The organism is Cellulosimicrobium sp. G4 BAM 1002 (genome assembly GCF_057126935.1).
Window position 1 is genome coordinate 657,237 of record NZ_CP182109.1, and the last position, 24,870, is coordinate 682,106.

The following is a 24,870-nucleotide window of genomic DNA, read 5'->3' on the forward strand; positions in this document are numbered from 1 at the left end:
GTGGGCCGGTCAGACGGCGGGGACGGTCGTGCGCACGGGCACCTCGGCGGGGACGGACTCGAGGATCGCCGCGACGCCGAGGCCCCCGGCGGCGCACACGGAGATCAGGGCGCGCGCCGGTCGGCCGGTCTCGGCGGTCTTCGCCGCGAGGAGCTTCGCTGCCGTCGCGACGATGCGCCCCCCGGTCGCGGCGAACGGGTGGCCCGCGGCGAGGGACGAGCCGTTGACGTTGAGGCGCGAGCGGTCGATCGACCCGAGCGCTCCGTCGAGCCCGAGCTCGGTGCGGCAGTACTCGTCGTCCTCCCAGGCCTTGAGCGTGGTGAGCACGGTGGAGGCGAACGCCTCGTGGATCTCGTAGAGGTCGAAGTCGCCGAGCGCGAGGCCGTTGCGTGCGAGCAGGCGCGGCACGGCGTGGGCGGGCGCCATGAGCAGTCCCTCGTGCCCGTGCACGAAGTCGACGGCGGCGGTCTCCGCGTCGACGACGCGCGCGAGCAGCGGCAGGTCGCGCGCCTGCGCCCACTCGCGCGAGCCGAGCAGGACCGTCGACGCGCCGTCGGTCAGCGGCGTCGAGTTGCCCGCGGTCATCGTGGGCTCCGCGCCCGGGGCGCCGTCGGACGCGCCGGCGAGCCGCTTGCCGTACACCGGCTTGAGCGCGGCGAGCTTCTCCATCGAGGAGTCGGTGCGCAGGTTGTCGTCGCGCACGAGGCCGCGGAACGGGGTGACCAGGTCGTCGAAGAAGCCGGCGTCCCACGCCGCGGCGAGGTGCTGGTGGCTCGCGAGCGCGAGCTCGTCCTGCGCCTCGCGGGTGATGCCCCAGCGCGCCGTCGTGATCGCCTGGTGCTCGCCCATGGACAGCCCGGTGCGCGGCTCGTCGGTCGCCGGCGTGAGGGGGGCGAGGTCCGACGGCCGGACCTTGGCGAACGCCTTGACGCGCTGGCCGAGCGTCTTGGCGTGGCTCGCGTCGAGCAGCGCGCGGCGCAGGCCCTCGCTGACCGCGATCGGCGCGTCCGAGACGGTGTCGGAGCCGCCGGCGACACCCGACTCGACCTGGCCGAGGCGGATCTTGTTCGCGACGGCGATCGTCGCCTCGAGGCCGGTCGCGCACGCCTGCTGGAGGTCGTACGCGGGGGTCTGCGGCGAGAGCGACGAGCCGAGGACCGACTCCCGCACGAGGTTGAAGTCGCGCGAGTGCTTGAGCACGGCACCGCCCACGACCTCGCCGAGGCGTTCGCCCTGGAGCCCGTACCGCGCGACGAGGCCCTCGAGCGCGGCGGTGAACATCTCCTGGTTGCTCGACCGGGCGTACTTCTTGCCCGCGCGGGAGAAGGGGATGCGGTTGCCCCCGATCACCCAGGCGTCGCGGGGCGACGCGCCCTGAGGGGTCAGCTCCGCGCTCTGGTCAGAGGTCTGCTCGGTGTTCGGGCGGGGGCTCTTGCTGACGGCCACTGTGCCTCACTTCCTGTCCGCACTCGCTGCGCTGCGTCGGTCCGGCTCGCGGGGAGTCCCGCGCGGGGTCCGCGGGGTACGTGCCGGTCGGGGTGTCCAATACCAAGAGTACCTGATACTCTCAGTTTCGTGAGTCGGGTCACAGGGTCGGACCCTGCCCCGAGGCTGAGCCTCGGACGACATCGAGGTCGGGCGCAACGGAGGACAACGTGAACGCAAGCCTGAGCGGCGCCGACGCGCGGCCGGCCACCCGAGGGCGGGTGCCGTCCGTCGACGGACGGTCGACGCGCTGGGACGAGCACCGCGCGGCACGACGGGCCGAGCTCATCCGGGCGGCGAGCAAGGCCGTGCACCGGGGTGGTCCCGGTGTCTCCATGGACGAGATCGCGGCCGCGTCCGGGACCTCGAAGTCGATCATCTACCGCTACTTCGACGACAAGACGGGCCTGCAGGTCGCCCTCGGGGCGGCCGTCGTCGGGCAGATGCACGACGCCCTGACCCAGGCGGCGGAGGCCGCGGAGACCCCGAGGCGCGCGCTGCGCGCCATGGTGGGCGTCTACCTCGAGATGATCGAGAGCTCGCCCAACGTCTACTACTTCGTCACGCGCACGAGCGCCGTCGCGGGCACCGAGGAGTCCGCCGCCCAGGCCGCGGCGACCGGCCAGGGGACGGGCGGCGGCACGCAGGCGCCGCTCGCCGCGTTCCTCGACTCCGTGATCGAGCTCGTCGCCGAGCCGTTCGCCCGGGCGACCGACGTCCCGCCCACCGACGCCGCAGCCTGGGCGGCCGGCGCCGTCGGGTTCGTCCGGGGCGCCGGCGAGTGGTGGCTCGCCCACCGCGACAGCGCGGACGTGCCCGACCGCGATCAGCTCACCGAGCGCGTCGCCGCCTGGCTCTGGGCCGGGCCGGTCGGCGTGCTGTCCCACAACCCCACGACCGCGGCCCGGCAGGCGACCGCCCCAGCACTCAAGGAGACACCATGACCGCCACGTCCGACCGTCCCGTCGTCCGCAGCGCGCACGAAGACGCGGCGACCTCGCGCGACGAGGCTCGCGTCGACGTCGCGCACCTCGAGAAGGCCCTGCTCGGCCGGTGGGCCGACCTGCGCGCCTCCGCCCGCGCGACGGCCTGCGAGGAGGCGTTCTGGCGCGTCGAGGGCCAGAGCAAGGAGGAGCACCGCGAGCACGTGCTCGGCCAGATGCGGCTGCTCGTCGGCAAGGGCCAGGTGTGGCGCGCGTTCCCCGAGCACCTCGGCGGTGCGGACGACCCGGGCGGCAACCTCGCCGGGTTCGAGGAGCTCGTCGCGGCCGACCCGTCGCTGCAGATCAAGGCCGGTGTCCAGTGGGGCCTGTTCGCCTCCGCGATCCTCCACCTGGGCACGCCCGAGCAGCAGGACCGGTTCCTCCCCGGGGCGATGGACCTCAGCGTCCCCGGCGCGTTCGCGATGACGGAGACCGGCCACGGGTCCGACGTCGCGAGCATCGGCACGACCGCGACCTTCGACCCGGAGACCGACGAGTTCGTGATCCACACGCCGTTCCGCGCGGCGTGGAAGGACTACCTCGGCAACGCCGCCGTGCACGCGACGGCCGCCGTCGTGTTCGCGCAGCTGATCACGAAGAACGTCAACCACGGCGTGCACGCGTTCTACGTGCCGATCCGCGACCCGCAGGGCGAGCGCGACGAGCAGGGCGCACTGCCGTTCCTGCCCGGGATCGGCGGGGAGGACGACGGCCAGAAGGGTGGCCTCAACGGCGTCGACAACGGGCGCCTGTACTTCGACCACGTCCGCGTCCCGCGCACCGACCTGCTCGCGCGCTACGGCGCCGTCGAGGCCGACGGCACCTACTCGAGCCCGATCGACAGCCCCGGGCGCCGGTTCTTCACGATGCTGGGCTCGCTCGTCCAGGGCCGCGTGTCGCTCGACGGCGCCGCGGTCACCGCGTCGAAGCTGGGCCTCGCGATCGCCGTGCGCTACGCGAACGAGCGCCGGCAGTTCACGGGTGCGAGCGCGACCGAGGAGGTCGTGCTCCTCGACTACGGCACGCACAAGCGCCGTCTGATCGTCCCGATCGCGGAGACGTACGCCGCCCACTTCGCGCACGACCGGCTCCTCGACCTGTTCCACTCGGTGTTCTCCGGCGAGGAGGACACCCCGGAGCAGCGCGAGGACCTCGAGACGACGGCGGCCGCGCTCAAGGCGACGAGCACGCGGTTCGCGCTCGACACGCTCCAGGAGACGCGCGAGGCGTGCGGCGGCGCGGGCTTCCTCACCGAGAACCGCATCACGAGCCTGCACGCCGACCTCGACGTCTACGCGACGTTCGAGGGCGACAACACGGTGCTGCTGCAGCTCGTCGCCAAGCGCCTGCTCGCCGACTACGGCAAGCAGTTCAAGGGCATCACCCCCGGGCAGATGGCGCGCGTCGTCGTCGAGCGCGCGGGTGACATGGCGCTGCACCGCACCCCGCTCAAGCGCGCGGCCCAGGCGCTCGCCGACGTCGGCGACCCGCGCCGCGCCGCCGGTCACCTGCGCGACCCCGAGACGCAGCGCGCGCTGCTCTCGGACCGCGTCGAGACGATGGTCGCGGAGGTCGCGCAGGCGCTGCGCCCGGCGCAGAAGGCGGACGCGGAGACGGCGACCAACCTCTTCAACGCGCACCAGTTCGAGCTCGTCGAGGCCGCCCGCGCGCACGCCGAGCTCCTGCGCTGGGAGGCCTTCACCCAGGCGCTGCCCATGATCGAGGACGCAGGGACGCGCGAGGTGCTCACCACCGTCCGCGACCTGTACGGGCTGAGCCTCGTCGAGCGCCACCTCGCGTGGTACCTGCTCAACGGGCGCCTGTCGACGCAGCGCGCGCGCACCGTGACGAGCTACCTCGACCGTCTGATCGACCGCCTGCGCCCGCACGCGCAGGACCTCGTCGACGCGTGGGGCTACGGCCCCGAGCACCTGCGTGCCAAGATCGCCTCGGGCGCCGAGAAGGTCCGTCAGGACGAGGCGCGCGACCACTACCGGCGCCTGCGCGCGAGCGGCGACGAGCCGCAGAGCGAGAAGTCGCTGCGCAAGGCCTCGAAGGGCAGGCCCCAGGCCCGCTGACCCCGGACGTCCTCGACGCTGCAGGCGGAGCGGTACCGCCGTCGAGGTCAGGCCCGGGCGGCACGACGTCCACCAGCCGTCGTGCCGCCCGGGCCGTTGCCGTCCCCGGACCCGCCGAGCACGAGGTTGCTGTCGTTCTGAGGCTCAGAACGACAGCAAGGTCATGCTCGACGGCGAGCGACGTCGTGCTCGGCGGCCGCGCCGGTCAGGTCGGGTTGCAGCGCGCCGTCATGGTCGCGAGCAGCCCGACGTCCGGGCGCCACGGCTCGAGGTTCCACGTCTCCTTGTCGGGAGCGCCCACGGCGTGGCACACGAGCTGGTCGTGCATCGTCGGGGTGTCCGCCTCCGGCTCGGCGGCGACGACCTGCGCCCACACGAGCTCCTGGCCGGCCTGGCCGGCGGCTCGCGCCCACGCGGTCGGGTCGACCGCGAGCGAGCGACCGCCCTCACGCTCGCCCCAGTCGGTGCTGCGCACCGCGTGCGTGCCGAGCGACGCGACGACGTCCCATGGTGCCGTGCTGCCGACGGTCGGGTCGGTCGTGCCCCCGGTCGAGCCCGCCGTGTCGCCGGGCGTCGTTCCCGTGCCCGACGTCGCCCCCGCTGCGGGCACGAGCGTGACCTCCGCGCGGCGCGGGTCGACGATCTCGACCCGCACGGTCGGGGTCGTGGCCGTGGCGTCGGTGCCGAGCAGGGGCTCGCTCCCGCCGGTGCCGGCGCCCTGCGGCTCGCCGTGGCGACCGACGACGCGCGGCGCGGTGAGCCCGCCGACGGGAGTTCCGTCGTCGTCCAGGACGGAGAGCGTCCCGTCGGCACGGCGTTCGAGCGACCCGCTCGTGACGGCGACCGTGGCGGGCAGGTCGCCGAGGACGAGCGTCACGTCGACCGCGCCCTCGTCGCCCGCGGTGACGACGACGGGCCCGGTCCCGGCGGCGGACTCAGGCACCGTGACCTCGAGCGTCACCGGCCCCGACGTCGCCGCGACGGTCACGACGGACGGCGCGGCCGGGGCCGGCACGGTCGGGCTCGGCGTGGCCTCCTCGGACGGTACGGAGGGGTCCGCGGAGGTGGTGGCACCGGTCGGGGCGTCGTCCGGGGTGCCGCCCGAGCAGCCAGCGAGCACTGCCGCCGTGAGCGCGGCGGCGAGCGCGACCTGCAGGGCCCGAGCGGGTCGCGAGCCCCGGTGTCGCGTGCCCGCGCGGCGGCGGGTGCTCACCGGCCGACGGGGAGCAGCCCGGCCCAGCGCCGGCCGAGGTCGACGAGGTCCACGCGGTCGAGCGCGTCGACCTCGTCGGGGGTGAACCACGCGACGCCGTCGGTCGACTCGTCCTGCTCGACCGTGAGCTCGCCGCCCACCACGTGGGCCCGGTAGACGATGCGGATGCCGTGCAGCGACCGGTCGCGGTCCTCGGCGCGGAGCCGGTCGGCGGCGTCCACGACGATGCTGTCGACGCCGAGCAGGCCGTCGAGCTCGACGTCGTAGCCGGTCTCCTCCCGCACCTCGCGCACGGCCGCGTCCTCGGGGTGCTCGCCCGGGTCGATCCCACCGCCCGGCAGGGTCCAGCCGTCGCGACCCCCTTCGCTCCAGTGCGGCAGGAGCATCCTGCCGTCCTCGCGGACGACCACGGCGTAGGCGGCGACTCGGATCTGCATGGACCCATCCTGCCCGGACGGTGCGCGGGACCGGAGCCGGACGACCGATGAGTCCGGATCGCGCCGGACGTCTAGAACACGAACCGGAACCCGGAACCCGGAACCCGGAACTCTCCCCGAGGAGCACTGCATGGTCGAGAACGCTCGCACCGTCGTCGGCAACATCTCCGTGTCGTTGGACGGGCGCATCAACGGACCCGGCGGTGACCACGACATGGGCTGGGTGGGCAAGCACGCGGTGAGCGACGCCGCGTTCGGGCTCCTCCTCGACCTCATGCGCACCAGCACGACCGTCGTGCTCGGCCGCAAGAACTACGAGGGGTTCGGCAGCTACTGGCCCGCGGTCGCGGACGACGAGGACGCCGACCCGCGCAGCCGCGAGTTCTCCCGCTGGTTGAACGACGCCGAGAAGGTCGTCGTCTCCCGGACGCTCACGACGGCGGACTGGTCGGGCACGCGCGTCACGGCCGAGGACCCGGCGGACGTCGTCGCGCGGCTCCGCGAGCAGCCCGGCGGGGACGTGTGGGTCATGTCGAGCGCGTCGGTCCTGCGCCGGCTCGTCGCGGCCGGGCAGCTCGACCGCCTGAGCCTGCTGCTGTGCCCGGAGATCTCCGGCGGCGGCGACCTGCTGTTCGACGGCGGCCTGGCGCCGTCGAGCTGGCGCCTGACGGGCTCCGACCCGACCGAGACGGGGGCGCTGCGCCTCACGTACGACCTCGAGCGCTGAGCCGGACGACCGGGGCCGAGGCCGGGGGCTGCGACCCGGGGCGGCGCGGTCAGCGGTCCCGGGTGAGGGCGAACGCCGTCGTGCCGACCACGGCGAGGCCGACGCCCCACCAGACGAGGCCGACGCCCGCGATCGCCAGCCCGGCCGCGACGAAGAGCGCGATCTGGACGTCGAGGCGCCAGGGCTGGGGGAGCCGGCGCTCCGCCGTGCGGGCGAGCCAGCGGCCCCACACTGCGATCACGAGGCCGGGCAGGACCACGGCGAGCACGACGGAGAGCGCCACGCTGCCGACACCTGACCCCGTGGACGCGCCCACCCGCCAGCCCACGACGGCGAGCAGCGCGAGGAGCGTGAGCTCGCACAGGAACGCGAGCACGTCGGCGGGGCCGACGCGCTCGACGCCCGGGCGTCCCGTCTCTGCATCACCTGTTCGTCGAGCCATGTCGCGAACGATAGGGGATCACTCACCACAGCCGCGCCCGCGCACCGTGTGCGGTCATCGACCCACCTGCACTCTTGCGCGGACACTCACGCTCGAATACTCTGAGTCAAGTATTCGGAGGTGAGCCATGTCCCGTCGTCCTGTGTCCAACCCGCTCGCGCTCGCGGTCCTCGCGTGCCTCGCCGAGCGACCGATGTACCCGTACGAGATCACGACGACCCTGCGCGAGCGCGGCAAGGACGACAGCATCCGGCTCAACTTCGGCTCGCTGTACTCGGTCATCAAGTCGCTCGAGAAGCACGGCTTCATCACGCCCTCGCACTCCGAGCGCGAGGGCAACCGGCCTGAGCGCGTCGTCTACGAGATCACCGAGTCGGGCAAGGTCGAGGCGGCGGCGTGGCTGCGCGAGCTGCTGGCCGTGCCGTCCAAGGAGTACCCGGACGTCGAGGCCGGGCTGTCGCTCATCGCGATGCTCTCCCCGCGGGAGGTCGCGGCGCTCCTGCGGGCGCGGCTCGCGTCGCTCGACGCGGAGATCGCCCGCCGCGTGGCCGGGAACGCCGCCGTGAGCGAGGCCGGCCTGCCCGAGCTGTTCCTCGTCGAGTCCGACTACCGGCTCGCGATGATCCGCGCGGAGCGCGCGTGGGTCGACCGGTTCGCCGCCCGGCTCGAGGCGGGCACCGTCGGCGGCCAGGCCGCGTGGGACGAGATGTCGCGCCTGCGCGAGGCCGGAGCCACGCCCGAGGAGATCGAGGAGGTCGTGCGCCGCCACCTGCCGGCAGACCTCACCCCCTGAGACCCGGTCGCGCCCGACCCGGGCGACGGACCGTGGACCCCTGAAAGTGGTGGCCCGGATGCGCCAACATCCGAGCCACCGAGCCCGAGTCGTCCCGTGTCGGGGACACCTGCGTCAACAGTCACCCAGGGCGCTCCCATGCTACGGCGTGGGGTCGCTCCAGGCGCTCGCGCGCTCTGCGTGCGTGCGCCTGCCCGACCGGACGGCTCCCTATCGAAGGAGCCACCATGACACCCCTCCCCGCAGCCACGCGGGAGGTGGCGATCGACGCCGCCGACCTGCGCAAGGCCTACCCGGGCGGTCGCGGCCGCCCGCCCGTGCACGCGCTCGACGGACTGTCGTTCGCCGTCCCCGCGGGCACCGTCTTCGCCCTCCTCGGGCCCAACGGCGCGGGCAAGTCGACGACCGCCAAGATCCTCACGACCCTCAGCCGCGCCGACTCCGGGTCCGCGCGTGTCGCGGGCGTCGACGTCGCGCGCGACCCCGAGCGCGTGCGTCGCACGATCGGGTACGTCGCGCAGAAGCCCGTGACCGACCCGATGGACACCGGTCGCGAGAACCTCGTCCTCGCGGGCCAGCTCCAGGGCCTGGGCGCGCGCGACGCCCGGGCGCGAGCCACCGAACTGCTCGACCGGTTCTCGCTCTCCGGAGCCGCCGACCGGCTCGTGCGCACCTACAGCGGCGGAATGGCCCGCAAGCTCGACGTCGCCATGGGGATCGTGCACCGCCCGAGCGTGCTGTTCCTCGACGAGCCCACGACGGGCCTCGACCCCGAGGCGCGCGCCGAGATGTGGGCGGAGATCGAGCGCATGACCGCGGTCGAGAGCATGACGATCCTCCTCACCACGCACTACCTCGAGGAGGCGGACCGCCTCGCGGCGAACCTCGCGATCGTCGACCACGGCCGCGTCGTCGTCGCGGGGACCCCCGAGGCGCTGAAGGACGAGCAGCGCGGGGACGGCATCGTCGTCGAGCTGGCGCCCGACGTCCCCGCGCCGGGTTCCGGCATCCCGGGTTCCGCGGTGCCCGACGCCGGAACGACCCTCGCGGCTCGTGTCGCCGACGCGGTGCGCGCGTGCGAGGGAGTCCGTGACCTTCACGTCCAGGGCCGGACCCTGCGGGCCCGCGCCGACTCCGGAGCGGTCGCGCTGCCCGCCGTCCTCGCGGCGCTCGACGCCGCGGGCCTCGCCGTCGCCTCGGCGACGCTCGCACGCCCGAGCCTCGACGACGTGTACCTGCGGCACACGGGGCGGACCTTCGCCGCGGCGCAGGGCTCGGCGGGCCCCGGCGACCATGCCGGTGCGACGACCGAGGAGGTGGCCGCATGACCGCCGTCGTGCACACCGGGCTGCTCACCGCCCGGGCGCTGCGCCAGGGCGCGCGCATCCCCGTGTTCATGGTCATGAACCTCGTGCAGCCGATGATCTGGCTGCTGCTGTTCGGGCAGCTGTTCCAGTCCGTCGTCGAGATTCCCGGGTTCTCCACGGGCGGGACGTACCTCGAGTTCATCACGCCGGGCGTCGTCATGATGACGGCGATGTTCGGGGCAGCCTGGGCGGGCACGTCGTACGTGCAGGACATGGACCGGGGTGTCATGGACCGCTTCCTCACCTCGCCGACGTCGCGCGGCGCCCTCATGGCGTCGACGATGACCTACCAGGCCGTCATCGCCGTCGGGCAGGCGCTCGTCGTCCTCGCGGTCGCGTGGCTGTGCGGCGCGCGGTTCGGCAGCACCCCGGGCGAGACCACGCTCGGCGTGCTCGCGCTCCTGCTCGCCGTCGTGCTGCTCACCGCGCTGTTCTCGGCGCTGAGCAACGCGATGGCCCTGCTCACCGGCCAGCAGGAGGCGCTCATCGGCATCTCCCAGCTCATCACGCTGCCGCTCATGTTCCTGTCGTCGGCGGTCATGGACACGCGCCTGTCGGCGGGCTGGGTGGCGGACGTCGCGCGGTACAACCCCTTCGACTGGGCCGTCGTCGCGGGGCGCGAGGCGCTCGCGGCCTCGCCCGACTGGGGCGTGGTGTGGGGACGGCTCGGGCTGCTCGCCCTGGCCGCCGTCGTCATGGGCTGGCTCGCGACGCAGGCGTTCCGTACGCGGCAGCGGTCGGCCTGACCCCGGGCACGGCGTCCGCCCGGGTCTCGCGATCCGGGCGGGCGCCCGCGCTCATCCCCGTCGGGCGTCGTCGTCGGGGGTCTCGTCGACCTCGTCCTCGAGGCTCGCGACGTCGGTGAACGCGATCTGGCGGTGCCGCACCGCGCGGTTGTACAGCCACGTGACGAAGGACAGCACGACGCCCAGCGCGACGAGCGCCCCCGCGATCAGGTACTGCTCCTGCTGGTCGGCGCTGCGTGCCCACGGCCCGGCGAGGTACGCGCACGTCAGCGCGCCGAGGACGGCCAGCCAGGTCCGTGTCCGGAAGTGCGCGTGGTCCACGTGGTCGCGGCGCAGCACCAGGAGCGCGATGTTGACGATCGTGAACACGACGAGCAGGAGCAGCGACGTCGTCCCGCCGAGCAGGGCGATCGCGTTCGCGCCGCCCTCCGTCCCGGACTGGCGCACGACGTAGGTGATCAGCCCGAACGCGATCGCGGTCGTCACGAGGATCGACACCCACGGCGTGCGGCGGAACGGGTGCACCTGCCCGAACGCGCGCGGCAGCACGCCCTGGTTCGCCATGCCGTAGAGCAGGCGCGACGCCATGAGCATGTTGATGAGCGCCGAGTTCGCGACGGCGAACATGCCGATGAACGGGAAGATCGTGTCGAACGGCAGGTTCGGGGCGCCGGCCGCGACGACCTGCGTGAGCGCGGAGCCCTTCGACTCGTCGACCAGGTTCCCCACCGGCACCAGCGCGACCGCCGTGATCGCGACGAGCACGTAGATCACGCCCGTGATCGACAGGCCCGTGAGCATCATGCGGGGGAAGTCGCGCACCGGGTTCTTGCACTCCTCGGCCATGTTCACGGAGTCCTCGAACCCGACCATCGCGAAGAACGCGAGCGTCGTCGCGGCGGTGACGGCGAGGAACACGCTCTTGTCGTCCGGGCTCTCGAACACGACGACGCGCGAGAAGTCGGCGCGGCCCTGCGTCGTCGCCCACAGCCCGACGAAGATCACGAGGAGAAGGCCGGACAGCTCGACGAGCGACAGCACGACGTTCGCCTTGACGCTCTCGCCGACCCCGCGCAGGTTGACGAGCGCGACGAGCGCCATGAAGCCGAGCGCGATGAGCAGGCGACCGTCCCCGCCCGTCGGCAGCTCGAGGCCGAACCCGTCCGAGACGAACCCCGCGAACGCGTTGGAGGCCGTCGACGCCGACGTGATGCCCGAGCTCATGACCATGAACGCGACGACGAACGTGACGATGTGGATGCCGAACGCCTTGTGCGTGTAGAGGGCGGCTCCGGCTGCGCTCGGGTACTTGGTGACGAGCTCGAGGTAGGAGAACGCGGTGATCGTCGCCACGACGAACGCGAGCAGGAACGGCAGCCACGCCGCCCCGCCCACCTCTCCGGCGACCTGGCCGGTCAGCGCGTAGACGCCCGTGCCGAGGATGTCCCCGACGATGAAGAGCAGCAGGAGCTTGGGCCCCATGACCCGCTTGAGCCCCGGCTGCTGCCGTTCCTGCGTGTCGTCCGCGGTCTGGGTCATGAGAGGCTCCCTCGCGTCTCGGACATCCCGGACCTCCATGGAACTCCTCCGGCGGCCTCCTGTCAGCGCGAACGGGCGCGTGTCGCGTCCTGGCGGTCACCGAACCCGGGGTTCCGCGCTACGTCGGGTGTCGGGTGGCGAGGAACCCCGGGTTCGTCGGGCCCCACGCGCGCCGCCCGACGGCGTCCCGTCCACCGGCGCAGGACCCCCGTCGTCGTCGCGACGCCGAGCAGCAGGACCGCGCCGCCCGTGAGCTCGGCGGCGTTCGGCACCTCACCGAGCACGAGCCACGCCGCCGCGATGCCGACGACGGGGACCAGCATCGTGAACGGCACGACCGCGGACGCGGGGTAGCGCGCGAGCAGGGTGTTCCAGATCCCGTAGCCGACGAGGCTCGCGAGCCAGGCCGTGTACGCGGTGGACAGCAGCGGCGCGAGCGTGAGGTGCGTCAGGGCGTGCCCGACGGCGTCCGGCCCGTCGACCAGCAGCGACAGCCCGAGCAGCGGGAGCGGGACGACGAGCGCCGACCACACGGTCATCGACAGGCCTTCCAGCCCGGGCCGCGAGGTGGAGCCGTGGTGCGCCGAGGTCGAGCCCTGGTCACGACGGCTGCCCGATCGGCGCATGACGACGTTGCCGATCGCCCAGGACGACGCCGCGGCGAGCGTGAGGACGAAGGCGAGGGCCGGCGTCGTCTCGCTGCGGCCGAGGCCGACGATCACGAGCCCGACGGCCCCGACGAGGACGCCGACGAGCTGGGTGCGGGTCGGGACCTCGCGCAGCGCGGCCGCCGCGAACAGGACGGTGAGCCCGACCTGCGCCTGCAGCACGAGCGACGCGAGGCCGGCGGGCATGCCGAGCGCGAGCGCGGTGTAGAGCAGGCCGAACTGGCCGAGGCTCATGAACGTCCCGACGAGCAGGACGTCGCGCCAGCGTGCGTTCGGGCGCGGCACGAGGAAGATGGCCGGGACGAGGACGGCGGCGAAGCGGAGCGCGACGAACAGGGTTGGCGGCACGTCGCCGAGCCCGAGGTCGATGACGACGAAGTTGGCGCCCCAGATGACGGCGACGAGCACGGCGAGGAGGGACGGACGCAAGGGCATCCTCCGAGGATGCGCGACCGCCATCGTGCACGTCCAGCGCACAGTGGTGCACGGTTCTCGGTAGCCTGGCTGCATGATCGATCTCGCTGCCGTCGACGCGCTCCTCGCGGTCGACCGTACCGGCACGGTCCACGCCGCCGCGCGGGACCTCGGGTACACGCCGTCCGCCGTCTCGCAGCAGGTGAAGCGGCTCGAACGTGACCTCGGCACGCGCCTGCTCGACCGCGAGGGTCGCGGCGTGGTGCTCACCGCCGCGGGTCGGCGGGTCGTGGAGGAGGGGCGTGCGCTGCGCGAGCAGGTCGAGTCCCTGCGCGCGCGTCTGCACGACGCCGGTGCGCGGCCCACCGGGACCGTCCGGCTCGGGTCGTTCTCGACGGCGGTGCGCGGCGTCGTCGCTCCGCTCGTGGCGCAGGTCCGGGACGACGTCCCCGACCTGCGCCTTCTCGTCCAGGAATCCGAGCCGTGGGACGCGGTCGCGGCCGTCGCGGCCGGGACGCTCGACCTGGCCCTCGTCCACCACTGGGAGGGCGTCGGCCTCGCGCTGCCCCCGAGCCTGCGGGGCGAGGAGCTGTTCCGCGACGAGGCCGACGTGCTGGTGCACGCCTCGAGCCCGCTCGCGGGCCGCGCCGCGCTCACCCCGGCGGACCTGCTCGACGAGACCTGGGTCTGCACGCCGGACGGGACGATCTGCTACGAGTGGTTCTGCCACATGTTCGCCCGGCAGCCGCGCGTCCCGCGCATCGACTTCCGGTGCCTCGAGTTCGCGTCGCAGGTCGAGGTCGTCGCCCAGGGTCTCGCGGTCGCGCTCGTCCCGCGGCTCGGTCGCGGGCCGCTGCCCACCGACGTCGTCGCCGTGCCCGTGCGCGAGCCCGTCCCGACCCGCCCCGTGACGGTCGTGTGGCGCGCGACCATGACCGACGCCCCGGCCGTGCGGTACCTGCGCGAGCGCCTGCGCGCCGTCGGGCACTGAGCGCCGCGGCCGACGAACCCGGGCTTGGCGGGCCGACCACCCGCCGAACCCGAGGTTCCGCGTCACGATGCGGCCCGCGTCGCGTGGAACCCCGGGTTCGGCGTCGCGCGGCGGCCGTCGCCGAGGAACTCCACGGGGCTCCGGGCCGTTGGGACTCGGGAGCGCACCGCGAGGAGAGGAACCGAGGAACCGATGACCGAGCACGAGCTGACCCGGCGCCCTGTGGACCCGCGCGCCCTCGCGATCGCGGGCGTGTCCACCCTCGCGTGGTACGCCGTGCCCGACGTCGTCCGGCCGCGCTGGGCGCGTGGGCTCGCCAAGGCGACGGTCGGCACGGCGTGCCTGGCGCTCACGCTGACGTCGACGCGTGACGGCCAGGACGCGCGGGACGGCGTGCGGTCCGTGCGCGACGCGGTCCGCGCGGCGGCGGAGGGCACCGCCGGCGACGAGGCGGCGGGCGACGGCGTCGAGGCCGGGTCGCCGGGCGGCGTCCGTGAGGACAACGCGTATGCGCCCGCGCGCGGCGACGAGCCGCTGCCCGTCCCGCCCGGGGTGCTCGTGGCGGGAGCGCTCGGGGGTACGGCGCTCGCCGTGACCCTCGTCGTCGCGGGGGAGAAGTGGCTGTACCGGCGCGGCGAGAGGCTCCGGGCCCGCGGCGTGCGGCTGCCGCACACGCGCGTCGGGCTCGCGATGGGGGTCGTGGCGACCGCGCTCGCCGCTGTCGAGCCCTTCCTGGCCAAGGACGCGGACACCGCCTGACGTTCGTTTCGGCGGGGTGCAGAGGGAGTGCTATCGTCGCGACATACCGAACGGTCGGTCTGACCGCTTCGTCGGCGACGCGGCCGTCCTCGGCCGGAAGGGTGGAGCCCGTGGGCAGGTTCGAGGATCGCGTCGCGGTCGTCACGGGGGCGAGCCGGGGGATCGGCCGGGCGATCGTCGGACGCCTCGTCGCCGAAGGGGCGCGCGTCGTCGTGACGGCGCGCAAGCCCGAGGCCCTCGCGGAGCTCGCCGACGACCTGGGCGCCGACCGCGTGCTCACCGTCGCGGGCAAGGCGGACGACCCCGCGCACCGCACCGCGACCCTGGAGGCGACGCTCGAGCGCTTCGGCCGGATCGACCACCTCGTCAACAACGCGGGCGTCAACCCGGTGTACGGCCCCGCGCTCGAGATCGAGCCCGAGGCGATCCGCAAGATCCTCGAGGTCAACGTGGTCGCCGCGCTCGAGTGGACGCGCGACGCCGTCGCCGCCGGGCTCGGGGAGGGCGGCTCGGTGGTGAGCACGGCGTCGGTCTCCGGCCTCGCGGCCAGCCCGGGCATCGCGTTCTACGGCGTCTCGAAGGCCGCGCTCGTCAACCTCACGCAGCAGCTCGCCGTCGAGCTCGCGCCGCGCGTGCGCGTCAACGCCGTCGCCCCGGCCATCGTGCGCACGCGCCTCGCGCGCGCCCTCTACGAGGGGCGCGAGGACGAGGTCGTCGGCCGGTACCCGCTCGGGCGCCTCGGCGAGCCCGACGACGTGGCCGGCCCGGTCGCGTTCCTGCTGTCCGACGACGCCGCGTGGATCACCGGCCAGACCCTGACGATCGACGGCGGCAGCAGCGTCCGCCCGATCGGGTGAGGATGAGCGCATGAGGCAGACACCCGTCGTCGACGACATCATGCGGGCAGCGCTGGAGCTGTTCGCCACGCAGGGCTTCGCGAACACCTCGGTGCGCCAGGTGGTCGAGGCCGCAGGCGTCACCAAGGGCGCGATGTACCACTACTTCGAGTCCAAGGACGACCTGCTCTTCGCGATCTACGAGCGGATCCTCTCGCTCCAGACGTCGCACCTCGAGGAGATCATCGCGCGCGGTGAACCGACCGCCCAGACGCTGCGCGCCGTGTGCGTCGACGTGATCGAGACGTCGATCGACTTCCTCGCCGAGGGCACCGTGTACTTCCGCAGCGCCCACATGCTCTCGGCGCCGCGCCAGCAGGAGGTCACCCAGCGACGTCGGGCGTACCACGACACCTTCGCGGGGATCATCGAGCGCGGCCAGGCCGAGGGTCTGTACCGGACCGACGTCCCCATGGGGGTGCTCGTCGCCCACTTCTTCTCCGACGTGCACTACCTGTCCACGTGGTACTCGCCCACGGGACCCGAGACCAAGGACCAGGTCGCGGAGCAGATCACGGACATGTTCCTCGTCGCGATCGCGGCCCAGAACGCCGGCCGCAGCGTGCTGCCGGCGACGGCGACGGGAGCGGCCGGATGAGCGTCCGGGCCTGGCACGTGACGAGCCTCGGTGAGCCGCGCGACGTGCTGCGCGTCGTGGAGGTGCCCGAGCCCGTGCCCGGGCCGGGCGAGGTGGCCGTGCGGGTGCGGGCCGTCGCGGTGAACTTCCCCGACGTGCTGCTCGCGCGCGGCGAGTACCAGGTGCGCCCCGAGGTGCCGTTCACGCCGGGCATCGAGCTGTGCGGGGACGTCGTCGCGGTCGGGCCGGGTGTCGAACGTGTGCGGGTGGGGGAGCGCGTCGTCGGCTCGCGGATCGGCGTCCTCGCCGAGGTCGCGGTCCTCGCGGAGCAGGAGGTGTTCCCCGCGCCGCCGACGCTGGACGACGCGGAGGCCGCATCCCTGACGATCGCCTACCAGACCGCGTGGTTCGCGCTGCACCGGCGGGCCGGCCTGCGGGAGGGCGAGACCGTGCTCGTGCACGCCGCCGCCGGCGGCGTCGGGACGGCGACCGTGCAGCTCGCGGCCGCCGCCGGGGCCCGGGTGGTCGGGGTCGTGGGCGGTGAGGCGAAGGCCCAGGTCGCGCGCGACGCCGGCGCGCACGTCGTGCTCGACCGCACGCGCGACGACCTCGTCGCCGCCGTCAAGGAGGCGACCGACGGGCGCGGGGCCGACGTCGTCGTCGACCCGGTCGGCGGCGACGCGTTCGACGCGTCCGTGCGGTGCGTCGCGTTCGAGGGCCGGATCGTCGTCGTCGGCTTCGCGGGCGGCCGCATCCAGTCCGTGCGCCCCGAGCACGCGCTCGTGAAGAACTACGGAGTCCTCGGCCTGCACTGGGGGCTCTACGCGCGAGTCCGCCCGGACCTCGTCGCCCAGGCCCATGACGCGATCTCCCGGCTCGTGGCCGACGGCGTCGTCCGCCCGGTCGTCGGAGACGTCGTGCCGTTCGAGGACGCCGCCGAGGCCGTGCAGCGCCTCGCCGACGGCTCGACGACCGGGCGTCTCGTCGTCCGGGTCTCCTGAGGCCCCGCACCATCCCTGAGACGGAAGGACCGTTCATGGCTCGGCTCGACGGCAAGGTCGCGCTCGTCACCGGAGGGGCGCGCGGCCTCGGCGCGGCGTACGTGCGCGCCCTGCACGCGGAGGGCGCGAGCGTCGTCGTCGCCGACGTGCTCGATGACGACGCGCGGGCGCTCGCGGACGAGCTCGGCTCCCGCGCGCTCGGGGTGCGGCTCGACGTCACCGACGAGGCGAGCTGGACCGCCGCCGTCGAGGCGACCGCCGAGGCGTTCGGCGCGCTGCACGTGCTCGTCAACAACGCGGGCATCGCGAACGCCGGCCGGATCGAACGATACGGGCGCGAGAAGTGGGACGCGGTCATCGCCGTCAACCTCACCGGCACCTACCTCGGCGTGCGCGCCGTCCTGGCAGCGCTGCGCGCGGCGGGCGGCGGGTCCATCGTCAACGTGTCCTCGGTCGAGGGCATGCGCGGCAGCCCCGGCCTGCACGGCTACGTCGCGTCGAAGTTCGGTGTGCGTGGGCTCACCAAGTCGCTCGCCGTCGAGCTCGGGCCGGACCGGATCCGCGTCAACTCCGTCCACCCCGGGTTCGTGCTCACCGCCATGACCGAGCGCCTCGACCCCGACTCGCCCCACATCCCGCTCGGGCGCCCGGCGCTCCCCGAGGACGTCGCCGGCGCCGTCGTCTACCTCGCGAGCGACGAGTCCGCCTACGTGACGGGAACCGAGCTCGTCGTCGACGGCGGCATGATCGCGGGTATCCCGCACTCCTGATCGCCGGGAGCTCGGCCCGCTGTCCTGGCACCCGCTGTGGCCATCGCCGACTACGGCTCCGGATACTGCGCGTGGAGGTCGCCGCCGTACAGGCGCCAGCAGAAGTCGTTCATCCGGGCGGCGGCGGGAGCGTGCCGGGCGAGGATGTCCGCCACGAGCGTCGGCAGGTCCAGCGGGATGTCGCCGCGCGCGCACCGACGCACGTACGCATTGCGTTCGGCAGGGCCGCCGCTGGTCGGCACCGGCACCCCGCACACCGTGGTGACGAGCCAGTTCACGAGCCGCATGGCCGCGTAGTCGGCGTCGTGGTCGACGTTGCGCGCGACGAACTCCCGCTCGGCGTCGGTCAGCTCGAACCGCGGCGACGTGGCCAGCCCGAGGTCGACGAGGTAGATCTGGTCGTCGTCGGCCCGCACGTTGCCGAAGTGGCCGTCCATGTGCAGAACGTCTCGGCTGCGCAGGAACGCGACGGCCTCGAAGAGCTGCCGCTCGACCGTCTCGGCGGTGGCGACCGGGTCGTCCAGCCAGGCGGGCAGCCGGTCGGGGAGGTGCTCGTGGAAGAGCACGAGGCTGGAGCTCGCGTCGGCCAGCTCCTCGAGGCGGACCCGGACCGCGGGGTCGCCTCCGAACTGGGCGACGACCGCCTCGATGTCCTGGTGCTCGGACGCGACGGGTGGGCGGCCCGGCAGCACTCGCCAGTGGTGCAGCAGGGCGAAGGCCCCCGACTCGCCGGCGAGCACCCCCTCGGTGACGACGAGGTTCGCCGCGAGCTCGCGCCACGCGCCGAAACCCGGGCCGGCGAGGCGGTGCATGCCGTACTGGCACGAGGTGGGCAGGCCGAACAGGTTGGCCGTGCTGTGCGGGTGCGCCAGCTCGCGGTCGGTGATCGGTATCCGCTTGGCGAACACCGCGACGCCGTCGACGTCGAGCACCGTGGACCCACCGCCCGCACCCACACCGCTGGACGGCGCGGCCTGGAGCAACGCCGTCAGCGCGTCGTCGTCGCGAGCGGCGAGCGCTGCGGACACGAGCTCGTGGCGGGCACGTCGGGTGCTGAGCATCGCGCCATTCTGTCGTGCCGGGGCGATCGCGGTGTCGCACGGCTCGGCCGGACCTGACGACACAGGGGGAGGAGGCCGAGGATCGTTGCCAAATCGACATACCGGCCGGTCGGTCTCTGTTGTATCGTGGGCGTCAACCGACACGAAGAGGTGCCGATGTCCACCACCGCTGCTCCCCCCGCGACGCTGGTCCCGCGGCTCGCCGTGCACGGTCTCACCGTGCGGTTCGGCGGGCTCACCGCACTGTCCGACGTCTCGCTCCACGTCGACGACGGCGAGGTCGTCGGCCTCATCGGCCCCAACGGGGCCGGCAAGACGACGCTGTTCAACGCCGTGTGCGGGCTCGTGGCACCGAGCGCTGGCACGGTGTCGATCGGCGGTGCCGGCGGCCCGCACGCACCGCGACCGTCGCGGCTCGTCGGGCACGGCGTCGCGCGCACGCTCCAGGGACTCGGGCTGTTCGCCGGGCTCTCGGTCCTGGAGAACGTCGTCGCGGCGAGCCCCGAGCGCCGCGCCGCCGGGCGCACGCGCGCGGCACAGGATCGTCTGGACGAACTCGGTATCGGCCACCTCACGGACGCCCGTCCGACGACGCTGCCCTACCCGGAGCAGAAGAAGGTCGCCCTCGCGCGGGCGCTCGTCTCGCGCCCCGGCCTGCTCCTGCTCGACGAGCCGGCGGGCGGGCTGGGCTCCGACGACATTTCCGAGCTCGCGACGCTCGTGCGCCGGGTCGCGTCGTCGGGCTGTGCCGTGCTCCTCGTCGAGCACCACGTCGACTTCGTCATGAGCGTGTGCGACCGCGTCGTCGTGCTCGACTTCGGCCGCGTCATCGCGAGCGGGACGCCCGCCGACGTCCGCGACGACCCGGCGGTCGAGGAGGCCTACCTGGGCACGGAGGTCGACCGGTGACGGCCGCGCTCGAGGTCGACGGCCTCACGGTCGGCTACGGCGGTGCGCCCGTGCTGCGCGACGTGCACCTCGACGTCCCGCACGGGCGGATCGTGGCGCTCGTCGGCGCGAACGGCGCCGGCAAGACGACGCTGCTGCGCACCACCTCGGGACTCGTGCCCGCCGCGCGGGGAACGGTCCGCCTCGACGGCGACGACCTCGCGGGTGTCAGCGTCGAGGACCGATCCCGACGCGGGCTCGCGCACGTGCCCGAGGGGCGGGGGGTCGTCGTCGAGCTCACGGTCGAGGAGAACCTGCGGCTCGGCGCGCTGTGGCGGAGCCCCGCAGAACGGCGGGCCGCGATCGCCGACGCCTACGAGCTGTTCGAGCCGCTCGCCCGGCGGCGCACGAGCCCGGGGCACCAGCTCTCGGGCGGCGAGCGCCAGATGCTCGCGCTCGCCCGCGCGCTCGTCGCCGCTCCGCGCGTGCTGCTGCTCGACGAGCCGTCGCTCGGGCTCGCGCCGCGCGTCGTCGCCCAGATCATGACCGTCCTGCGCCGGCTGTGCGACGCGACGGGCCTCACGGTCCTGCTGGCCGAGCAGAACGTCTCGAGCGCGCTCTCGGTCGCCGACCACGGCGTCGTGCTCGGCCTCGGCGAGGTCGTCGCGAGCCGTCCCGCCGCCGAGCTCCTGCACGACACCACCCTCCGCCACGCCTACCTGGGGTTCTGATGGACCGACTCGTGTTCCTGCTCGGCACGGGCCTCGCCCGTGGGGCCGTGCTCGCCCTCTTCGCGCTCTCGCTCGTCCTCGTCTGGCGCGCGGCGCGCGTCGTGAACTTCGCCCAGGGGGCGATGGCGGTGACCGCGACGTACGTCGCGTTCGTCGTGACCGGCCTGACGGGGAGCTTCTTCGTGGGGCTCGTCGCGGCCCTCGTCGCCGGAGCGGTACTCGGCTGGGCGGTGGAACGGGGCCTGATGCGTCGCGTCGCCGGCAGCTCGCCGCTCGCCGGGGTGATCGTGGCGGTGGGGCTCGTGATGATCCTCCAGTCCGCGCTCGGCATCCTCGTGGGCGGCCGGACGCTGCCGGTCGAAGCGCCCTTCGACGAGACGCCGATCAGCGTCGGCGGCGTCCCGCTCCTCTCGCCGTACGACCTGTTCGTCCTCGTCGTCGCGCTCGTCGTCATGGCAGGCCTCGGGCTGCTCTTCACGCGCACCCCGATCGGGCTGCAGATGCGCGCCGCGGCGTTCGCGCCCGAGGTGTCGCGCATCCTGGGCGTCCGGGTGTCGCGGCTGCTCACTCTCGGGTGGGCACTCTCGTCGGCGGTGGCCGCGCTCGCCGCGGTGCTGCTGGTGCCGACCGAGCTCGGCCTGACGCCGCACGCGACCGACATGCTCTTCGTCCTCGGCTTCACCGTCGCGGTGGTCGGGGGCCTGGACTCGCCGGTCGGCGCTCTCGTCGGCGGCGTGGGGGTGGGCGTGCTCATCAGCCTCGTCACCGGATACCTCGGCGCGAGCGTCGCGCCCCTGGCCGTGCTCGTGCTCCTCGTGGTGGTGCTGCTCGTGCGGCCCCATGGTCTGCTCGCGGTGGGGGAGGCGAGGCGCGCATGAGCACTCCCGCCGTCCAGCCGGCCCACCGACTGCTGCCCGGGCTCACCGGTCCGCGCCGTACGCTCGTCCTCGCCGCGCTCGTCACGCCGGCCCTCCTCGTCGCGGTCCTGTTCCTCGACCCCTTCCGCAGCTACCAGGTCGCGCTCGTCGCCGTCTACCTGTGCGCGACGGCGGGGCTCACCCTCGTCGTCGGCCTCGCCGGGCAGGTCTCGCTCGGGCACGCGGCGCTCATGGCGGCGGGCGGCTACGGCTACGCGCTCACCGCGAACGCGCTGACCGAGGCCGGGCTCGAGGGTGCCGCACGGGTCGTGCCGTCCGTGCTCGCCGGTGCCCTGGTCGCGGGGGCGCTCGGGCTGCTCCTCGGGCTCGCCGGTGCACGTCTGCACGGCCCGTACCTCGCCGGGCTCACGCTCGCCCTCGTCCTCGCGCTCCCCGCGCTCGCCACGACGTGGAGCACGGTGCTCCGCGGCGACCAGGGCGTCCAGGTCGCGTTCGACGGCGTGCCCGAACCCTTGCAGCGGTTCGTCGCCCTCGAGCAGTGGCAGGCGTGGGTCGCGGTCGTCGTGGCCGCCGTCGTCGTCACCGGTCTCGCGCTCCTGCGCGACGGCCGCCTCGGCCTGCGCATCCGCGCGGTGCGGGACGACGCCGTCGCCGCCCGGCTGGCCGGCATCCCCGCCGGGCGGGTCATGGTCGCGACCTTCACGGCGAGCGCCGTCGGGGCAGGCCTGGGCGGCGCCGTGCTCTGCTACGTGACCCAGTCGGTCGCCCCGGGCGGCTACGGGCTGGCGCTGTCGCTCCTGCTGCTCGTCGCCGTCGTCCTGGGCGGCCTCGGCAGCCTGCGCGGCGCGACGGTCGGCGCCGTCCTGCTCGTCCTCGTGCCCTGGCTCGCCGGTCTCGCGGCCGACGCCCTGCCCGTGCCCGCGGACCTGGCCCAGCGGCTCGACGGCAACCTCGCCGTCCTGCTGTTCGGCGTCCTGCTCGTCGTCGTCATGGTCGCCGCCCCGGGCGGCGTCGTCGGCGCCCTGCAGTCCCGGTCGAGGTCCCGGCACTCGTCCCGGCCGAGCCGCGCGCCGTCGACCCCGGCCCCCGGCCCGGCCGGACCGGCCGCCGCCGGACCAGCCACCGCAGCGCCAACCCCCGCAGAACCTCCCGCCGAACCGACCTACGCCGACACAGAGAGGTGACGTCGATGTCACTCCCCACCCGCCGCCCGCGCGCGGCCGCAGCCCTCGTCCCCGTGCTGGCGCTCAGCCTCGCGGCCTGCAGCGTCCCCGGGTCCACCGCGACCGACGACGACGGCGGCGACGCCACCGGCGTCACCGACTCCACGGTCACCGTCGGGACGCACACGCCGCTCACCGGCCCCGCCGCCGCCGGCTACTCGTCGATCTCGGCCGCGGCCACCGCGTACTTCGCCTACCTCAACGAGAAGGGCGGGATCAACGGCCGCACGATCGAGTACGTCGTCAAGGACGACGGGTACAACCCCGCGAACACCCAGACCGTCGTGCGCGAGCTCGTCCAGGAGGACGAGGTCTTCGCGATCCTCAACGGGCTCGGCACGCCCACCCACTCCGCGGTCCTCGACTACCTCGACCAGAACGAGGTGCCCGACCTCTTCGTCGCGTCCGGCAGCACGAGCTGGGACCAGCCCGAGGAGTACCCCTGGACGTTCGCGTTCAACGCCGACTACGTGGTCGAGGGCAAGGCCCTCGCCCACTACGCCCAGGAGGAGCTCGACGGCACCACCTACTGCGTGCTCGGCCAGGACGACGACTTCGGGGAGGAGTTCCGGCAGGGCCTCGAAGCGGTCCTCGGCGCCGACGGCCTCGCGTCCGTCCAGACGTACTCCGTCTCGAACCAGGACGTCTCCGCGCAGATCGGCGCCATGCAGGCCGCCGGGTGCGACACGAACTTCCTCGCGACCGTCAACGGCTTCACGGCGCTCGCGCTCGGGACGGCGGCGAAGCTCGGCTACCAGGCCCGGTGGCTCTCGTCGTCGTCCGGCGGCGACTACCCGACCCTCGCGGGCTTCCTCGGCGAGGACGTCGCGCCCCTGCTGCTCGAAGGCTTCGTCTCGACCAACTACCTGTCCTTCAGCCCCGACGACCCGTGGGTCGCGCACTTCCGCGAGGTGAACGACGAGTACAACGACGGCGCGCCGTTCGACGGCAACACCGTCTACGGGATGTCGGTCGCCTACACGTTCGCGGAGGCGCTTGCTCGGGCCGGCGTCGACCCGACGCGCGAGAGCCTCGTCGAGGCGCTCGAGTCCGGCGACGTCGTCGGCGCGGGGATCATGCCGCTCGGCTTCTCCGCCGACAGCCACTCGGCGTACGACGGCGTCGGCATCACCGTCGTGGCGAGCGGCGTCCAGGACTACGTCGGCCCGGTCTACGCCACCGACTCCGCCGACGGCCCCGTCGAGGACTTCACCGGCGACCCGGTCCCGTTCGAGAACGACGGCATCCCTCAGCCCTGACGAGCGAGAACCCGAGTCCGCCGAGGGAGGACCGCGGTCGCGCGAGATAGAACCCCGGTCTGCCGAGGTAGAACCGTGGTCCGCCGAGGTAGAACCCTGGTCGCGCGAGATAGAACCCTGGCCGCGCGAGGTAGAACCGTCGTCACGCTGCCCGACGGCGCGTGGTCGCCCTGGGTTTCGGGGTGGGTGGGGGCGCCGCGTCTATCCGCGCCGCTCGTTCCTCGCGGCGCTCCCGCCAGGCCCGACCACGACGCGGCGCCCCCACCCACCCCTCCCGGCGTCGTCCCACCCCGGTCCTCGCTCGCCTCGGGCGACCGCCCGGATGCTGGGTCGAGCGTTAGGGGGCTCACCCGGACGGTGCTGACGGGGCCTCGCCGAGCGGGCGAGCGGGCTCGTCCTACCCGGGTGACCGGCAACGGCACTCCGCGCCCGCGAGCTGGTGATCAGTCGACCCGCCCACAGCGGGCTCGCGCACCCGGGTCCCGCACTTCGGCGCCCGACCAGGGCCGACCACGGCTCTACCTCGCACGGCCAGGGTTCTATCTCGCGCGACCACGGTTCTACTTCGCGCGACCACGGTTCTACCTCGCCCGACCAGAGGGTTCTACCTCGGCGGGCCGGGGTTCTGCCTCGCGGCGCCACGGTTCTGCCTCGCGGCGCCACGGTTCTGCCTCGGCGGGGCCCGGCCGCGTGCTGCCCGCGGAGAGGTGAGGGCTGAGCGGGTGGGGCGGCGTCGGATGCGAAGGGCGTCAAGGCCGCGCTCCTCAAACCCAAGCCCGAAAGGCCAGGGTGACGGCGCGGACAGCCCGAGCACCGACGCCGCCCCGCACGCGGACCCGACCACCACCGCCCGCGCCGCCCGACCGAGGTCATACCTAGGTCGACCAGGGTTCTACTTCGGCGGACCAGGGTTCTACCTCGGGCTACCAGGGTTCTACCTCGGG

Annotated in this window: 24 protein-coding genes; 17 read left to right on the forward strand and 7 right to left on the reverse strand. The window is 73.9% G+C overall.

Annotation, left to right across the window (positions count from 1 at the left end; genetic code table 11):
• Positions 1-9: 9 nt before the first annotated feature.
• The gene (locus ACMXGY_RS03005) at positions 10-1,386 is read right to left on the reverse strand and encodes an acetyl-CoA C-acetyltransferase (RefSeq protein ID WP_483776774.1); all 1,377 of its coding nucleotides are present in this window, start codon (positions 1,384-1,386) and stop codon (positions 10-12) included.
• 269 nt (positions 1,387-1,655) lie between these two features.
• Here ACMXGY_RS03005 and ACMXGY_RS03010 point away from each other — a divergent pair, with 269 nt between their 5' ends.
• Together ACMXGY_RS03010 and ACMXGY_RS03015 are read left to right on the forward strand one after the other, a co-directional pair.
• On the forward strand, positions 1,656-2,429 hold the full coding sequence (locus ACMXGY_RS03010) for a TetR family transcriptional regulator (protein ID WP_483775405.1): 774 nt from the start codon (positions 1,656-1,658) through the stop codon (positions 2,427-2,429).
• Positions 2,426-4,546, forward strand: a complete 2,121-nt coding sequence (locus ACMXGY_RS03015; RefSeq protein ID WP_483775406.1) for an acyl-CoA dehydrogenase family protein — start codon at positions 2,426-2,428, stop codon at positions 4,544-4,546. Before ACMXGY_RS03010 ends, ACMXGY_RS03015 begins: the two co-directional genes overlap by 4 nt.
• A gap of 205 nt (positions 4,547-4,751) precedes the next feature.
• Here ACMXGY_RS03015 and ACMXGY_RS03020 read toward each other — a convergent pair whose 3' ends face one another.
• Both ACMXGY_RS03020 and ACMXGY_RS03025 read right to left on the reverse strand, forming a co-directional pair.
• Positions 4,752-5,759: a DUF2599 domain-containing protein gene (locus ACMXGY_RS03020; protein ID WP_483775407.1), complete on the reverse strand. Its 1,008-nt coding sequence runs from the start codon at positions 5,757-5,759 to the stop codon at positions 4,752-4,754.
• Positions 5,756-6,196, reverse strand: a complete 441-nt coding sequence (locus ACMXGY_RS03025) for an NUDIX hydrolase (RefSeq protein ID WP_483775408.1) — start codon at positions 6,194-6,196, stop codon at positions 5,756-5,758. The genes ACMXGY_RS03020 and ACMXGY_RS03025 overlap by 4 nt, the downstream gene beginning before the upstream one ends.
• Positions 6,197-6,326: 130 nt before the next feature.
• On the opposite strand from ACMXGY_RS03025, the gene ACMXGY_RS03030 reads away from it, so the two are divergent.
• Entirely contained in the window at positions 6,327-6,923 is a 597-nt protein-coding gene (locus tag ACMXGY_RS03030; protein ID WP_483775409.1) for a dihydrofolate reductase family protein, read from the forward strand.
• 49 nt (positions 6,924-6,972) lie between these two features.
• Here ACMXGY_RS03030 and ACMXGY_RS03035 read toward each other — a convergent pair whose 3' ends face one another.
• Entirely contained in the window at positions 6,973-7,365 is a 393-nt protein-coding gene (locus ACMXGY_RS03035; protein WP_483775410.1) for a YrdB family protein, read from the reverse strand.
• A gap of 127 nt (positions 7,366-7,492) precedes the next feature.
• Between ACMXGY_RS03035 and ACMXGY_RS03040 the strand changes: the two genes are divergently transcribed.
• From ACMXGY_RS03040 to ACMXGY_RS03050, 3 genes are all read left to right on the forward strand, one after another.
• Positions 7,493-8,158, forward strand: a complete 666-nt coding sequence (locus ACMXGY_RS03040) for a PadR family transcriptional regulator (RefSeq protein WP_483775411.1) — start codon at positions 7,493-7,495, stop codon at positions 8,156-8,158.
• Positions 8,159-8,385: 227 nt separating this feature from the next.
• Positions 8,386-9,486, forward strand: a complete 1,101-nt coding sequence (locus tag ACMXGY_RS03045) for an ABC transporter ATP-binding protein (protein WP_483775412.1) — start codon at positions 8,386-8,388, stop codon at positions 9,484-9,486.
• A complete protein-coding gene (locus tag ACMXGY_RS03050; RefSeq protein WP_483775413.1) occupies positions 9,483-10,271 on the forward strand; it encodes an ABC transporter permease in 789 nt (262 codons plus the stop codon). The genes ACMXGY_RS03045 and ACMXGY_RS03050 overlap by 4 nt, the downstream gene beginning before the upstream one ends.
• 51 nt (positions 10,272-10,322) lie before the next feature.
• On the opposite strand, the gene ACMXGY_RS03055 is transcribed toward ACMXGY_RS03050, so the two are convergent.
• Together ACMXGY_RS03055 and ACMXGY_RS03060 are read right to left on the reverse strand one after the other, a co-directional pair.
• Positions 10,323-11,810, reverse strand: a complete 1,488-nt coding sequence (locus ACMXGY_RS03055; RefSeq protein ID WP_483775414.1) for an APC family permease — start codon at positions 11,808-11,810, stop codon at positions 10,323-10,325.
• Positions 11,811-11,872: 62 nt separating this feature from the next.
• Positions 11,873-12,913 carry an EamA family transporter gene (locus ACMXGY_RS03060; protein ID WP_483775415.1) on the reverse strand — a complete coding sequence of 347 codons (1,041 nt, stop codon included), beginning with the start codon at positions 12,911-12,913 and terminating at the stop codon, positions 11,873-11,875.
• Between the two features lie 73 nt (positions 12,914-12,986).
• Between ACMXGY_RS03060 and ACMXGY_RS03065 the strand changes: the two genes are divergently transcribed.
• The 6 genes from ACMXGY_RS03065 to ACMXGY_RS03090 all read left to right on the forward strand — a co-directional run bounded on the left by ACMXGY_RS03065 (position 12,987) and on the right by ACMXGY_RS03090 (position 17,886).
• Entirely contained in the window at positions 12,987-13,883 is an 897-nt protein-coding gene (locus tag ACMXGY_RS03065; protein WP_483775416.1) for a LysR family transcriptional regulator, read from the forward strand.
• 192 nt (positions 13,884-14,075) lie between these two features.
• Complete coding sequence (locus ACMXGY_RS03070) at positions 14,076-14,642, forward strand: hypothetical protein (protein ID WP_483775417.1); 567 nt, start codon at positions 14,076-14,078, stop codon at positions 14,640-14,642.
• 110 nt (positions 14,643-14,752) lie between these two features.
• Positions 14,753-15,499 carry an SDR family oxidoreductase gene (locus ACMXGY_RS03075; protein WP_483775418.1) on the forward strand — a complete coding sequence of 249 codons (747 nt, stop codon included), beginning with the start codon at positions 14,753-14,755 and terminating at the stop codon, positions 15,497-15,499.
• A 10-nt stretch (positions 15,500-15,509) separates the two neighbouring features.
• Positions 15,510-16,136: a TetR/AcrR family transcriptional regulator gene (locus ACMXGY_RS03080; protein ID WP_483775419.1), complete on the forward strand. Its 627-nt coding sequence runs from the start codon at positions 15,510-15,512 to the stop codon at positions 16,134-16,136.
• Entirely contained in the window at positions 16,133-17,116 is a 984-nt protein-coding gene (locus ACMXGY_RS03085; RefSeq protein ID WP_483775420.1) for an NADPH:quinone oxidoreductase family protein, read from the forward strand. Before ACMXGY_RS03080 ends, ACMXGY_RS03085 begins: the two co-directional genes overlap by 4 nt.
• Before the next feature lie 35 nt (positions 17,117-17,151).
• A complete protein-coding gene (locus ACMXGY_RS03090) occupies positions 17,152-17,886 on the forward strand; it encodes an SDR family NAD(P)-dependent oxidoreductase (protein ID WP_483775421.1) in 735 nt (244 codons plus the stop codon).
• A gap of 50 nt (positions 17,887-17,936) precedes the next feature.
• Here ACMXGY_RS03090 and ACMXGY_RS03095 read toward each other — a convergent pair whose 3' ends face one another.
• Positions 17,937-18,947 carry a serine/threonine protein phosphatase gene (locus tag ACMXGY_RS03095; protein ID WP_483775422.1) on the reverse strand — a complete coding sequence of 337 codons (1,011 nt, stop codon included), beginning with the start codon at positions 18,945-18,947 and terminating at the stop codon, positions 17,937-17,939.
• A 156-nt stretch (positions 18,948-19,103) separates the two neighbouring features.
• On the opposite strand from ACMXGY_RS03095, the gene ACMXGY_RS03100 reads away from it, so the two are divergent.
• The 5 genes from ACMXGY_RS03100 to ACMXGY_RS03120 are packed head-to-tail and all read left to right on the forward strand — an operon-like array spanning position 19,104 to position 23,926.
• A complete protein-coding gene (locus tag ACMXGY_RS03100; RefSeq protein ID WP_483775423.1) occupies positions 19,104-19,856 on the forward strand; it encodes an ABC transporter ATP-binding protein in 753 nt (250 codons plus the stop codon).
• Positions 19,853-20,566, forward strand: a complete 714-nt coding sequence (locus ACMXGY_RS03105) for an ABC transporter ATP-binding protein (RefSeq protein ID WP_483775424.1) — start codon at positions 19,853-19,855, stop codon at positions 20,564-20,566. Before ACMXGY_RS03100 ends, ACMXGY_RS03105 begins: the two co-directional genes overlap by 4 nt.
• A complete protein-coding gene (locus ACMXGY_RS03110; protein WP_483775425.1) occupies positions 20,566-21,444 on the forward strand; it encodes a branched-chain amino acid ABC transporter permease in 879 nt (292 codons plus the stop codon). The genes ACMXGY_RS03105 and ACMXGY_RS03110 overlap by 1 nt, the downstream gene beginning before the upstream one ends.
• Complete coding sequence (locus tag ACMXGY_RS03115) at positions 21,441-22,628, forward strand: ABC transporter permease subunit (protein ID WP_483775426.1); 1,188 nt, start codon at positions 21,441-21,443, stop codon at positions 22,626-22,628. Before ACMXGY_RS03110 ends, ACMXGY_RS03115 begins: the two co-directional genes overlap by 4 nt.
• A gap of 5 nt (positions 22,629-22,633) precedes the next feature.
• Positions 22,634-23,926, forward strand: coding sequence for an ABC transporter substrate-binding protein (locus ACMXGY_RS03120; protein ID WP_483775427.1), 1,293 nt, complete (start codon positions 22,634-22,636; stop codon positions 23,924-23,926).
• The last annotated feature ends 944 nt before the right edge of the window (positions 23,927-24,870 follow it).